This window comes from Paenibacillus sp. RC84 (genome assembly GCF_041260495.1).
Lineage (GTDB): Bacteria > Bacillota > Bacilli > Paenibacillales > NBRC-103111 > Paenibacillus_F.
In genome coordinates this window covers 244,656-258,040 of record NZ_JBGBYL010000006.1, presented here as the reverse complement: position 1 = coordinate 258,040, position 13,385 = coordinate 244,656, and the positions used below count along the sequence as shown (strand labels likewise).

Here is a 13,385-nt window from a genome sequence, read left to right as displayed (position 1 = left end):
GAGGTTACCCCTGCTTGATCAGCTGCTGCATTTCGGCCGCGGCCGCTTTACGGTCGTCCTGTCCGGTAATGCCCCCGCCTACGATAACGAGATCCGGCTGCGCCTTAATCACTTCCGGCAGTGTGCTGAGCTTGATGCCGCCGGCGATTGCCGTTTTTGCCCGCTTAACGGCCCGTTTGATCGTTTGAAGATCTTCGAACGAATTTTTACCGACAGCCTGCAGATCATATCCGGTATGAACGCAGATGTAATCGACACCAAACGCATCGACTTCTTTCGCGCGTTCTTCCAGGTTTTTTACGCTGATCATATCGACCAGAACTTTTTTGTTCTGCTTTCTTGCTTCCTCAACGGCCCCTTTGATGCTCATATCTTCCGCCGCGCCCAGAATCGTAATGATGTCGGCGCCCGCTTCGGATGCTTTCATGACCTCATAGCCCGCCGCGTCCATGATTTTGAGATCGGCAAGAACTTTCAGATTAGGGAAAGCCTGCTTCATTTCCTTGACGGCTCTTAAACCTTCATTGATGATGACCGGTGTTCCGATCTCAACGATATCGATGTAAGGTTCCAACTCTTTAACCAGCTCAATCCCTTCCGGGATGTTTACGAGATCCAGCGCCAATTGCAATTCCATGTATGATTACCTCCTAAGATGTCAGTTATAATTTGTTGATTGCCATGCGTTTATTCTAGATCCTTGGCAGCAGAAAAGAAAGTACGCACTATTAGGGAACGTAGTCACCAAAAGGATACTAATGAGCAGTAAAACCCGCCATGATTCGTTTCCGCGCAACGCAAAAAAGCCCCTCCGAAGAGGAGCCGTCCGCCCGTCAATAGGCTGATCCGCCGTATAAATCGTTCGGGACAGTTGAAAAATCGGATTTCCGGCGCTCGTTCCAGCCCGGCTTCGGGGCCCAAACCGAATAAGAGTCAAGGCTCGGTCGCTTCTGTAAGCGGCGGCCCGGCCGGAGCCGAGTGCATCTTCTTCTGATGATTCGCTCCCCACTCCGACATCACGTTCAATACTTCCTTGATGGTCAGCCCGTAGGGTGTGAGTGAATACTCCACTTTGGGCGGAACCTGTTTGTACACCTTGCGGTGAATAATCTCGTCCTGCTCAAGCTCACGCAGCTGCTGGGTAAGCATTTTCTGGGTAATGTCCGGCATTTCCCGCTTCAACTCTCCGAAACGGTGTGTGCCTTCCGTCAAATGGCAGAGAATGACCGGCTTCCATTTGCCCCCGACTACTTTCAGCGTTAATTCCACAGACTGTTTAAAAAGCTGATCTCCCATTGGCCTGGCTCCTTTAGTATCCTTAAAGTACCTATATCACTTAAAAGTAGGTACTTGCATCGGGTTATATGCTCTTTCATAATAACAGGTACAGTCGGTTTATTGTTTAACCATTTCATTTTCTCCATCCCAATCCCGTTCCCGAGGCTCCGATCCGGAAACCGGGCAGCAGAAATAGATGACTTTCGCAAAAACCGGACATCAACGTTAACCCCTACCTTGGACAAAAGGCGGGGTTTCCTTATCCGGCCCGATAAGATCACTCGTTCCGACACCATTTAAACAGGAGGCTGATTCCGATGGCTGACACCAATCAACCGGCAAAAAGCATCACCCGTATCCCGCTCTCCATTCTGGATCTGGCTCCGGTCGTCCTCGGGGCAACACCGGCGGATTCGTTAAAAAATACACTCGACCTTGCCCAGCACGCCGAACAGTGGGGGTATCACCGCTACTGGCTGGCCGAGCACCACAATATGCCGGGCATCGCAAGCTCGGCGACCTCGATCGTGATCGGCCACGTCGCCGGCGGCACGAAGAAAATCCGCGTCGGTTCGGGCGGCATCATGCTGCCGAACCACGCGCCGCTGATCATCGCCGAGCAGTTCGGCACGCTGGAGTCGCTCTATCCGGGCCGCATCGACATGGGCCTCGGACGGGCGCCCGGCTCCGACCAGTTGACGGCCCGGGCTTTGCGCCGCGGTCCCGAGAGCGACGGCCAGCACTTCCCGCAGCAGCTCGAAGAGCTGCGGGGCTATTTGAACCCCGGACCCGGCGCTTCCCCGGGTCGTGTAAGAGCCGTGCCCGGCGAAGGGCTGAACATCCCGGTCTGGCTACTCGGTTCCAGCGGCTTTAGCGCGCAGCTGGCCGGCCAGCTCGGCCTTCCGTTCGCCTTCGCCAGCCACTTCGCGCCGGATTACCTGATCGCGGCGCTGGAGCTGTACCGCAGCTCCTTCCGCCCGTCCGAGGCGCTGAAGGAGCCTTATGTCATGATCGGCGTCAACGTCTTCGCCGCCGATTCCGAGGAGGAGGCGCGCAGGCTGGCGACCTCCCACGAGCAGCAGTTCCTGAAGCTCATCCGCGGACAGACCGGCCTGCTCAATCCGCCGGTGGACAACATGGATGAGCTGTGGAGCCCGCACGAGAAAGCCATCGTCCGGAAGCAGCTCAGCATCACGGCCGCCGGAACGAAAGAAACCGTGCGGGAGAGACTCGACTACCTGCTGTCGGAGACGCAGGCGGACGAGCTCATCGTCACCTCGCAGATCTACGATCACGGGGCGCGTCTGCGCTCCTATGAGCTTCTGGCCGAGGCGGCCGGGGAACAATAAACCGGCCATCCCCCGCTTTGTGCGCCGCACAGACACCGACTAGCGCACCCGATTGGCACTTTTTCGGGCCGCCGGTCAAACAAAACCCGCCGCTTGCGGCGTTACGCTGCTGCACTCACCCAAACCGCTGTGCCCTTTCCGGGCCGGCGGTTTTTTTTCACGTGGAACAAGGATAATCCGCTTGTCTCTCTCATATTAATTAACATTTGTTTCCTTTTAACCAAAAAAGGGTAAAAATGCAGATGGCCTGTACACCATACTTTCATTCTTATGAGGGAGGCTTTTTTATGGCGGTTAAAGAACAGCTGTTCATTCATGAAATTACCGGTTTTAGAACGAAGGACGAGTTCTGGAATCCCTACCCCTGGTACAAGAAGATGCGTGAAGAATCGCCGGTATTTTACGACGAGCGGCAGGATACGTGGAATGTGTTTCTTTATGACCATGCCAAGCAAGTTCTGAGCGACTACAAACTTTTTCCCAGCAAAAGAGACCGGAGCCTGATTCCGGTTCCCCTTAGCGACAATAAGGTGAATCTGATTTTTTCCGATCCGCCGGATCACCGCAAACGCAGAGGGCTTCTCTCCAAAGCCTTTACTCCACACAGTCTGGAAGACTGGAAACCGCGGATTCAGAACATCGTGAACGAGCTTGTGACCAACGTGGCGGAGAAGAGATCGGTCGATCTTGTTAAAGAGCTGGCTGTTCCTCTGCCCGTCACGGTCATCGCCGACCTGCTGGGAGTGCCTTCGAAAGATTGGCGGCAGATTAAAAACTGGTCGGACATTTTGTTCATGCCTCACGATTTTCAGCATATCGAGGAGATGCAGGCCGCCAAAGCCCGTGCCAGCAGAGAGTTCGTCGAATATCTGCTTCCCATTGTCGGGCAAAAACGCACGCAGCTCCAAGACGATATCATCTCGGATCTGATTCTCGCGGAATACGAAGGGGCCTTTTTCACGGATGCCGAGGTTGCTCAAACCGCCATGGGCCTGCTCGGCGCCGGGAACGAAACCACGACCACGCTGCTGACGAACATGTTCTACAGCCTGGTCAAAGACCAGCCCGGTGCTTACAGGCAGCTGCGCGAAGATCGCAGTCTCGTGCCGCAGGCGGTTGAAGAAACGCTGCGCTATCGGTTTGCGGCTTCTCTGGACCGGAGAATCGGGGAAGACACGGACGTGTTCGGTCCGAAGATGAAGAAAGACCAGCTGATCATCGCCTGGGTTTCATCCGCCAACCGGGACGAGAACCGGTTTCCGGACGGCGAGTCGTTCGACGTGCGGCGTAAGGACATCAAGCACCTTACGTTCGGCAGCGGCCAGCATTTCTGCCTGGGAGCTCCGCTTGCAAGGATGGAAGCGGTGAAGGCGCTGGAGACATTCGTGGAACGGTTCTCGGATTACTCGATACCGGACGGCTTCCGGCCGCAGGACCATTTGGCTCCGAACAACCATAATCTGGTTTCGCTGCCCGTCGTTGTCGAAGAGTAAGCAGCCGGAGGGACGGCGACTTGTCCGGCTTGCGTAAATGACGGGAGCGATAGGCACCTTACAGCTTTTCAGCTTTGTATTCCGCCCGCCCTTCTTGTCCGCCCGGTGTGCCGCTCTTATTGATCTCGCCCTGAATTTCTGGTAAAATATGCTTACCTTATAAAGAACGGAGGGTTATGTGTGGGAACAGTTAATTTCGATCGACTTTACGCAGCTAACTAAATAGCGCTTAAAGGCCCTGCCCTGTGCAGGGTGATCGGGATTGGTCTGCCTGCTTCATAACCCCAATTAGCCATAGGCTAAAGAGGGCGGGACTTCTCCGCCCTCTTTTTCTATGCCCTCCGCCTAATGCAAACCCGTTATGGCTTGCATTAGGCACCCTTCGATGCTCCGGTGACGGAACGGCTTATCCGCCGCATGTTTCGTGCCCTCGCATCGTTCGTTCGCTGAACGCTTTCACTGCAAGACCCGCTTCTGCCCCCGCGATTTTTGACCGGGTGGAGCGGGAGCGTCCTGCGGCGTGACAAGCTGTTCGTTCTATAGCGAGGGGGAATTTACGCATACACGTGCATGGACATGCGGGGCACTCGCGTTCCTTTCCGGTCACCCGAACACAGGCAGCGCCTGTGTTTTTATTTTTTTATATGAATCGGAGGGTGTATAACATGAGTGAACGAATGATACGCGTCAAAGATGTTGAATTGTGCACGGAAAGTTTCGGCAATCCCGCACACCCGGCAGTCCTGCTCATTATGGGGGCAACGGCTTCCATGCTCTGGTGGGAAGAGGATTTCTGCAGGCTGCTGGCCGAGAAAGGCTTCTTCGTGATCCGCTACGATAACCGCGACACCGGGCGCTCCGCAAGCTATGAACCCGGCCAGCCCGGGTATACGTTCGAGGACATGGCGGACGATGCCATCGCCGTTCTGGACGCCTACCAGGTGGAAAAAGCCCATTTCGCGGGAATGTCCATGGGAGGCATGCTCATCCAGATCATTGCCCTCAGGCATCCTCATCGCGTGCAGGGCATCTCGCTTCTGAGCACGATGTATTTCGGTCCGGGATGGGAAGAACTGCCCCCGATGGAAGCGAAAGTGGAAGCTTTCTTCAATTCCATGGGAGAGATGGACGGGTCCGATCCGCAAACGCTCCTTCGGAACGCCGTTGACAAATGGCGCATCCTTGCCGGATCCAAGCATCCGTTTGACGGAGAAAGGGTAACCGCCCTGGCCGAGAGAGACATTGCGAGAGCCCTTAACTACGCGAGCTCTTTCAATCACAGCTATGTGACAGGCGGAGAAGCCTATCTGGGCCGGAGTGCCGAGATCCAGGCGCCCACCCTTGTGATTCACGGGACAGAAGACCCCATCATCCCTTACGGACACGGGAAAGCGCTGCGCGACTCCATTCCGGGCGCGGAGCTGCTAACGCTCCAGGGTACCGGGCACGAGCTTCCGCGAGCCGACTGGCCTGCCATTATCGGCGGTATCGCCAAGTATGCCGCTTTGTAGCATTTAACGCCAAAAAAGCCTTCGGAGCCGCTTCTCCAAGCGGTTCCGAAGGCTTTCTTTTGCAATGCGGTCTCCTAGACGCGGGAACACGGTTCGTCCCACCGGCACCTCGGCTCCTTCTCACCGCTGGCGCATCGCATCTCTGCGGAGAACCCGCTCTTACGGCTGCAAGTCGATCGGCAGATCCTGATTCACGATCACTTCCGCGTTGGAGCGGACAAGCGAGAGCCCGTAGCTGTCTTTTTTCTCCGCCAGCAGGTACACGTTGAACGAGGAGCTTTGCTCGTTGTCCTCCAATTTTCCGTAGCCGGGAATACCCAAGCCTTCGCGGATAGACTCCTCCTGCCGCATAAACTCGTCATACTCATCAACCGACTTCTCCGGTTTTTCCCCGATAAAGCGGGTTTCCTTTTCCAACTTTTTGTCCAGTGTGCCTTTTCTGACTTTCAGCTGAAGGTAGCCCTCTTTGTGGTACTCCGCACCCTCTATGACGATGTCCTGATTTTTGAAAGTGACTGTTTTCGGGAACTTCTCGTTCATGGAAAGCTTAAACGTCGCTTCGGGCTTGTGTTCCGTCACGGTGACTTTGCCGATGTGCAGAACCAATTTCCGCACGTCCTTGTCGAAGAAAACCGAGGTGGAGAAAGGAAGCTGCAGGTAGCCGTCCTTCAGCACAAGTCCCGGACCGGAGGGATCGTAAGGGTACACTCTGCCCTTATCGTCTTTGAGGTAAGGCGCTCCCTCTTCATCCTCCCTCGGGAAATCGTATCCCCAGCCTTCACGGCCTTTAAGAATAACATTCATGGTGGTCGGCTGAATGGTGAGTTTATCCACTTTCAGCTCCTTCCAATCCCTATCTTTCACGGCTGCGGCTATTTCCGGCCGGAACACTTTGTTGTGCAAAATTTTACTGGAATCGAAGGGAACGCCGATTTTCCCGATTTCGTCTATATCCGTTTTACGGAGCGCCGGGTCGGACGTATGTTTTTGCACAGTGAATTGAAGCTCCCTGCCGTAATCAAGAAGCCCTCCTGCCGAATCTTCCCCAGGCGAAAGCTGAAACTTGTACGTCTCCTGCCGAACCGGCTTGTTTCCTTCCGTCGTAACGGATGCGGATGTCCTCGAACCTCCGGCAGGCAAATCGCGGGGAGTTACCCAAATATCCATGTTCCGGTCTTCGTCGGATACATCGAACTCATCGGTGCGGACGAACACTTTGTAGATCAGCTCTTCTTCCGTCAAATAAATATCGCCGATCGTAATCGTCGTGCCTCCGAACTGCTTCGTCACGGGCTCGATAGGCGAATAGCCGTTGTCGATCGCGTTCTGGACGCCGTCCTTCTTCCGCACATCCGTCAGCCAGTCCACCGCGATCTGGAAACCGGGTACTCCTTTGACGAAGGAAGCGAACGCGGGGGACATTTTCACGCCGAAGGAGAAAACAAGCACCAGCACCGCAGCCGCGGCGCTTCCCGCAGCGACACGCCGGTATCGGCGGGGCCTTACGGAAGGAGCCTGCCCGGGGGCGGGGGTGTGCTCCAGCTCCCCGGCGTCGAATTTTTCCGGCAGCTCGCCCGCAAACTGATAGAGCGATTCGGGCACGGCGATATTGTCAAACGACTTGTCCAAAGCCTGCTTTAAACCATGATCGCTCTTCATATCATTATCTCCTTTGTTTGCGGTCTCGTAAGATGGAGATCCCGGCTGAGCTTCAAACGGGCATGATAAAGCCTGGATTTCACCGTTCCCGCCTTCAATCCCAGCATTTCGGCGATTTCTTCTATACTCAATTCCTGAAAGTAATACAGCACGATGACCATCCGCTGCTGGAGCTTTAGAGCCAGAACCGCTTCGATCACCCGCTGCGAATTTTCCTTGCGGAGCAAGTCTTCCAGAGGGGATGAACCCTGATCGGGGATCATCAGGTCGTCAATGTCCAGGCTTTGCCTGTAATTTTGTTCTTTCCGGGCGACATCGATCGAGCGGTTGGCTACCACCCGGCTGAACCATCCTTGGAAACGCCGGATCTCCCTGCCGCTCATAATCGTCGAATACGCTTCTATCAATGTATTTTGTACGGCTTCTTCCGCCAGCTGTTTAGAGCCCAGAATGGCTAAAGCGGACCGGTATGACTTCGCGATCAGGGGATTGACCAGGGCGCGGAATGCGTCCTTGTCTCCCTGCCGGATGGCCTCCAGCTGCTGCTGCTCGGTTTCCAGTTCCATGCTGACACTCCTTCCACACTTTCTCTATCTACTGGCGTAAGAAGTCCGGCTGCGGTTCAAAAAAAGCTCAAAAAACTTTTTTCAGCATGCTCCACAAGGCGTCTGCCGTTATATAAGGCTCTCCGGCGTTTATTCGGCGGACAATCTCGCTGCCCGGCTGATTAATCCCGTCCTCAATCGAGAAAAAGAGCTCGATCCCCGCCCGCCGGCCCTCTACAGCGACAGCGTCCGTATAAGCCCCGTAAGGGAAGGCCAGCAGACGGCGGTGCTTGCCCGTTTCGTCATCCAGTCTCTTTTCCAGAAAAGCGATGTCGCTTCGAATCCTTTTCCGATATTCTCCGTCAATCTCGTTACGCTTCTTCTGCTCCAAGAACATCCGGGCGGTGAGCGCCGGGGTCATCAGGTCCGTTTCATCTTCCGGAATTTTCCGGTGAAGATCGTAGGTGTGATTATAGATGCCCATGCCCGCTTCTTTCAGCTCGCGGATCTGATTCCAGTTCAAATGCGGGTCGGCGTTTGGATTAAACAGGTCCGAGGAAATTCCAACGATAAAATTGGAAGCCGTCACGCCGTGTTTTTTCAAAATCGGCAGCGCCTCGGTATAAAAGGATTCGTACCCGTCGTCGAAGGTCAGAACAACGGCATTGGGCGGCAATTTCCCGCCTTCCCGCATAAACTGTACAAACTGTTCCATCGGAACGATATGAAATCCCCGGTCCCTCAGCATCTCCATATGCTCCTCAAATTGCCCGGGAGTTACGGTTGAAGGCAGATCCTTACGGTTACCGGCCGTTTTGCGGATATCATGGTACAGCAGAACGATGGCTTTATTTTCGTAATAAACCGGCCCTGCCGCATTCTCCCGTCCATTCGGGTCCCAACCAAGCGTAAAAATCAGAAGAACCCCGAAAAAAATGCCGCAGGCTGCCAAAACTATATTTTTCATTCCTATGCTAACCTCTCATACTCCGTATTAAGCGCGCTACACTATAGTCGTAAGCGAACGGCTCCGGGTTCAAAACCGATGAATACAGCACAAAAAAAATCCCTCCTGACGGCGCGTATGCAACCTTCCGGTCAGCACCATGTCTTAAGAAGGGACTCATCGGATCTATTCGTTTATCGATCCGGCCGTTTGTTCGCGGGCCGGCAGTTTCTTCCGGCTCTATTATAGCAGGTTTAGCGGTTAGGAAGCCTTTTGAATCACTTCTTTTCCCAGTCCGCGAGAGAATGATTCAGTTTCTCCAATGTTTCTTCCAGCCGGGAAAGCTCCGCTTCGGGCCAGCTCCCCAAAATTTCCGAATAAGCCCCGATGTGCGCTTTACGGACATTTCTGAAAACTTCCCTGCCGCGGGGAGTAATTTCAATCAGGCTTGTCCGGCCGTTCCTCTGGTCGGGAGACCGTCTTTCCGCCGCGGAAGCGAAAAAATCGGCGGCTTCCACTCTTCTCGCAGAGGTGAAAAAATCGGCGCTTCTCGGAGCTTATCAAAATTTGTTCACAATTTTACTCGTGCTCGGCATCATTATGCCGCTGGCCTCCTTCGGTAAGGCACTGACCGGAAAAGGACGCTCGCTTGTCCAAAAAGAACAGGCCTCGAAAGCTCGGCCCGCGCAGAATCCGGCCTCTGTTCCGGCCCTTCCGCAGCCCTCGGCAGAGCATATCCGACGCTAAAATCGTACATTAAACATCCGGCGGTCAATTAAAATTCGGATTTTGCTATCGACCTTTTTTATCGCCCTATAAAGCATTTTTTATGGAAATATGGTTGCTCTCCCATTAAAAACATGTAATAGTATTAGAAAATTACACCTAACAAGGTTGGTGAAGTGAATGGGAGTATCGCTTGGAGGCAAGGCCGTAAACGAAGTGGCGGCAAAAACGTATATTGAAGAAGTTTATCAGACTGTTTTACAGCGTAATTCGAATCAATATGAATTCCAGCAAGCCGTTAAGGAAATCGTGGAATCGCTCGTTCCCGTTTTTGCTAAAAACCCGCATTACATGAAAGCCGGCATTCTCGAAAGACTGGTCGAGCCGGAGAGGCTCGTTTCGTTCCGTGTTCCCTGGGTGGACGACCAAGGCAATGTTCGGGTAAACCGCGGTTTCCGCGTCCAGTTCAACAGCGCCATCGGACCTTACAAAGGCGGACTCCGGTTCCATCCTTCCGTAAACGAGAGCATCATCAAATTTCTCGGCTTCGAGCAAATTTTCAAAAATTCCCTGACCGGTCTGCCGATCGGCGGCGGTAAAGGCGGATCGGATTTCGATCCCAAAGGCAAATCCGACGGGGAAGTCATGCGCTTCACGCAAAGCTTCATGACGGAGCTTTCTAGATATATCGGTCAGGATACGGACGTTCCGGCCGGAGATATCGGTGTCGGAGCCCGCGAAATCGGGTACATGTTCGGACAGTACAAACGGATCCGCGGCGGCTTCGAAGCGGGCGTTCTGACCGGCAAAGGCGTCGGTTACGGCGGCAGCTTGGCCCGTCCGGAAGCGACCGGCTACGGTACCGTCTACTTCGTGCACGAGATGCTGCAGGCCAAGGGCCTGAGCTTTGAGGGAAGCACCGTCGTCGTATCCGGCTCCGGCAACGTGGCGATCTACGCCATGCAGAAAGCCCAGCAGTTCGGCGCGAAAGTGGTGGCCTGCAGCGATTCCGGCGGCTATATCTATGATCCGAACGGAATCAATGTGGAGACGGTCCGCCAGCTGAAGGAAGTCGAAAGAAAACGGATCAGCGAGTATACCCTTCTCCATCCCGGCTCCTTCTATCATGAAGGCTGCGACAAGATCTGGACGATTCCCTGCGATATCGCCCTCCCATGCGCGACGCAGAACGAAATCGACATCACGTCCGCCAAGACTCTTATCGGCAACGGGGTAAAAGCTATCGGGGAAGGCGCGAATATGCCGACGACGCTTGATGCCATCGACGCGTTCTTGCAGGCAGGCGTTCTCTTCGGCCCGGCCAAAGCGGCCAACGCCGGAGGCGTGGCGGTTTCCGCGCTGGAAATGTCGCAGAACAGCATGCGCCAAGCCTGGACGTTCGAAGAAGTGGATGCGAAACTCCATCAGATTATGAAGAACATTTACCAGGCTTCGATTCAGGCGGCCGCCGAGTACGACCACGCGGACAACCTTGTCGTGGGCGCGAATATCGCGGGCTTCAAGAAAGTGGCCGACGCCATGATCGCCCAAGGAATCATTTAATCTTCCATATGCCCGGACATATACACGAAAAGCCTCACCGCCTTTAAGGCCGGTGGGGCTTTTTTTCCTAACAAAACAATCTGGCCGCCCATCCTATCAGCGAGCGCCTTGCAGCCCCAAACCGGCAAAGAGGCCGGAAGCTACCGCTTCAACAGCCACAGCAGTCTTGCCGTCTCCGCGAATAGGTCCACGATCCGGGAACCCGGGTCCCCCCGGGCGGGAAAAGCGCCTCTGCCGGCGACCGCCGCGCCGAAATTGGCCGCCAGAGGGGCTGCAGGGGCTTCTGGCGGCCCGACAACCCCACGCTGCATCTTCCCGGCTGTTCCGCCTGTTTCGGCGGCACTGACGGGCTCCTGCAGGCTCCGGGAGAGCGATCCGTTTTCTTCCGGTTCGCTCTCTGCCTTTTTCACCCCGAATTCTGCAAGGGTTGTCACTCTCGATTCTCCTGTTGGATAAGGCCGGTCGGACCGTTATGCAAAAAGAAACCGCTCTTGCAGGCCAAGGGAACGAAATATCCACCCGTGCCTGAATAAACGATTTCCGGATCTTGTACATGGTTGTGCGCCAATTTCACTCCACTACACCTTAAAAGACTTGCGGGTACGACCTTCCCCTGCGTGTTGCCGGAAATCCGCACGGAGTCGTCCGGCTTACTTGCCGAGACGTTGGATCACCGATTCGGGCTGCTCCAGATTGGACCAGAACAGCTTCAATTCGCTGCGCAGTCTGTCCAGCTCTTCAATCGTGATGTTCAGCTCTTCATAGCCGCCGAACGTCGGAACGATTTCACGGTACATATGGTAACGTGAGGGCCTGTATAACGTCTCCGCCCCTTCCCATTCCGCCGCGGACTTGGAAGCCGGGATGCTGAGCGTATTCCGCCGGACAGACAGCTGCGCGGCCTCCGAACAGAGGAAATCGACCAGCATGCCCGCCGCTTCTTTCTGCCTGGACGCCCGGTTAACGGCAAGCCCCGTCACAAGCAGCAGCGTCTTAGCCCTGCCCGTGTAGGGCAAAGGGGCGAGATCGTACTCGAACGGCAGATCATTTAAATACTTCAATCCGTAGTAGGTCGTCATGATCATCGCCGTCTTCTGCTGGGCGAACAGCTTCTCCGCATCGGCGTCGCCTTCGGACAAGAAGGAGGGAACCGGCCCCTGAGTATGGATGAGATCCCGGAATGTCTTCAGGCTCTCCCACAGCAACGGATCGTCGAACCGGCAGCCGTTTTCCGTGCGCCGGAACTTAAACCCGTTCTGCAGCAGGAAGACCGGAAACCGGTTGGTGGATGCGATATGCGCGTAGAAGCCGGAAATGCCCCGCTCCTCTTTGATCCGCAGAGAAACTTCCGAAAGCCGGTCCCAGGACCAGCTGCTGTCCGGCTCGGGAAGCCGGAGCTGCCGGAACAGCGTTTTGTTGTAGCAGAGGATGACCGGCGAGAACAGCAGAGGCTGGGCAGCCTGATTTCCGCTGCGGGCAAATACGTCCGGCAGAAAAGAATAATGAGCCGGATTCGGCGGCCGGGGCTCGAACAGGTCGAGCGCATCACGGTCCGCCATCTCAAGAAAGTTCCAATTATTGAGGGACATGACATCCAGCCAGCCGCTGCTCAGATAGCCCCGGACCGAATCGGGATAATTCGTATAGGGCAGCGCCGCCGTCTCCACCTGAATATGCGGGTGTTGGAGCTGAAACTGCCGCAAAAGCTCCTGCAGCCCGGTTTCGCTGTCCAGCGAGGGATAGCAGCCGATCCTGACGGTGACGGCGTGCTCCGCGTCCGGCTTAATAATCCGGTTGCCTACCCGGGGAACCTTCTCGATCAGTCCTTCGGACACCAGGATATCCAGCGCCTTGCGGACGGATTTTTTGCTCAGCAGATACTGATCGGCCAAAGCCAGTTCAGAAGGCAGGTAATCGCCCGCAGGCCGGATAGAAGATAAAATCTCTTTGCGAAGGGTTCCGACCATTTCCTCGAACCGGGTTTGAAACGTGATGCGGTCAGGCTTATTGCTCATGGTAAATCTCCTCGTCCCAGAACTGACAGGCATAATTTAACAATAGTATACCATAAGGCCGCTCAAACTTGATCTTTTTGTAGCCCACACGGTTCTCAGTTTCACCTCTTCCGGACAAGCCGTCCCTCTCCCAAGACCTTTCTATAGATACCACACATGATTTTTGCACCTGTATGCCTTAAAAGCTGGACATTTCTTTCAACTGACGAAATTTTTTATGAAATCCTTCTTTTCATATCGAAATTGAGAGGATGGTGTAATTTTTTGTCGAAATACGAAAACAAAATGTAAACTGCATTT

At 54.7% G+C, this 13,385-nt stretch carries 12 protein-coding genes; 4 read left to right on the top strand and 8 right to left on the bottom strand.

Features of this window, described 5'->3' with window-relative positions:
- Positions 1-4 precede the first annotated feature (4 nt).
- The gene (hxlA, locus tag ABH899_RS15845; protein WP_009675963.1) at positions 5-637 is read right to left on the bottom strand and encodes a 3-hexulose-6-phosphate synthase; all 633 of its coding nucleotides are present in this window, start codon (positions 635-637) and stop codon (positions 5-7) included.
- Between the two features lie 296 nt (positions 638-933).
- Positions 934-1,296, bottom strand: a complete 363-nt coding sequence (locus ABH899_RS15840) for a winged helix-turn-helix transcriptional regulator (protein ID WP_369997932.1) — start codon at positions 1,294-1,296, stop codon at positions 934-936.
- A gap of 299 nt (positions 1,297-1,595) precedes the next feature.
- Here ABH899_RS15840 and ABH899_RS15835 point away from each other — a divergent pair, with 299 nt between their 5' ends.
- The 3 genes from ABH899_RS15835 to ABH899_RS15825 all read left to right on the top strand — a co-directional run bounded on the left by ABH899_RS15835 (position 1,596) and on the right by ABH899_RS15825 (position 5,631).
- Positions 1,596-2,627, top strand: coding sequence for an LLM class flavin-dependent oxidoreductase (locus tag ABH899_RS15835; protein ID WP_369997930.1), 1,032 nt, complete (start codon positions 1,596-1,598; stop codon positions 2,625-2,627).
- Between the two features lie 287 nt (positions 2,628-2,914).
- Complete coding sequence (locus ABH899_RS15830) at positions 2,915-4,120, top strand: cytochrome P450 (protein ID WP_369997927.1); 1,206 nt, start codon at positions 2,915-2,917, stop codon at positions 4,118-4,120.
- Positions 4,121-4,785: 665 nt separating this feature from the next.
- The gene (locus ABH899_RS15825) at positions 4,786-5,631 is read left to right on the top strand and encodes an alpha/beta fold hydrolase (protein WP_369997924.1); all 846 of its coding nucleotides are present in this window, start codon (positions 4,786-4,788) and stop codon (positions 5,629-5,631) included.
- Between the two features lie 159 nt (positions 5,632-5,790).
- On the opposite strand, the gene ABH899_RS15820 is transcribed toward ABH899_RS15825, so the two are convergent.
- The 4 genes from ABH899_RS15820 to ABH899_RS15805 all read right to left on the bottom strand — a co-directional run bounded on the left by ABH899_RS15820 (position 5,791) and on the right by ABH899_RS15805 (position 9,299).
- Positions 5,791-7,290 (bottom strand): DUF4179 domain-containing protein, encoded by a 1,500-nt coding sequence (locus tag ABH899_RS15820; RefSeq protein ID WP_369997922.1) that lies wholly within the window; start codon positions 7,288-7,290, stop codon positions 5,791-5,793.
- Entirely contained in the window at positions 7,287-7,856 is a 570-nt protein-coding gene (locus tag ABH899_RS15815) for an RNA polymerase sigma factor (protein ID WP_009675827.1), read from the bottom strand. The genes ABH899_RS15820 and ABH899_RS15815 overlap by 4 nt, the downstream gene beginning before the upstream one ends.
- 67 nt (positions 7,857-7,923) lie before the next feature.
- Positions 7,924-8,802 carry a polysaccharide deacetylase family protein gene (locus ABH899_RS15810; protein ID WP_218230571.1) on the bottom strand — a complete coding sequence of 293 codons (879 nt, stop codon included), beginning with the start codon at positions 8,800-8,802 and terminating at the stop codon, positions 7,924-7,926.
- Between the two features lie 257 nt (positions 8,803-9,059).
- Positions 9,060-9,299 (bottom strand): MarR family winged helix-turn-helix transcriptional regulator, encoded by a 240-nt coding sequence (locus ABH899_RS15805; protein WP_369997920.1) that lies wholly within the window; start codon positions 9,297-9,299, stop codon positions 9,060-9,062.
- A gap of 388 nt (positions 9,300-9,687) precedes the next feature.
- On the opposite strand from ABH899_RS15805, the gene gdhA reads away from it, so the two are divergent.
- On the top strand, positions 9,688-11,070 hold the full coding sequence (gdhA, locus tag ABH899_RS15800) for an NADP-specific glutamate dehydrogenase (RefSeq protein WP_369997917.1): 1,383 nt from the start codon (positions 9,688-9,690) through the stop codon (positions 11,068-11,070).
- A 140-nt stretch (positions 11,071-11,210) separates the two neighbouring features.
- Here the strand turns inward: gdhA and ABH899_RS15795 are convergent, their stop codons facing one another.
- Both ABH899_RS15795 and ABH899_RS15790 read right to left on the bottom strand, forming a co-directional pair.
- Complete coding sequence (locus ABH899_RS15795; RefSeq protein ID WP_369997914.1) at positions 11,211-11,504, bottom strand: hypothetical protein; 294 nt, start codon at positions 11,502-11,504, stop codon at positions 11,211-11,213.
- A 216-nt stretch (positions 11,505-11,720) separates the two neighbouring features.
- Entirely contained in the window at positions 11,721-13,085 is a 1,365-nt protein-coding gene (locus ABH899_RS15790; protein ID WP_369997911.1) for an extracellular solute-binding protein, read from the bottom strand.
- Positions 13,086-13,385 lie beyond the last annotated feature (300 nt).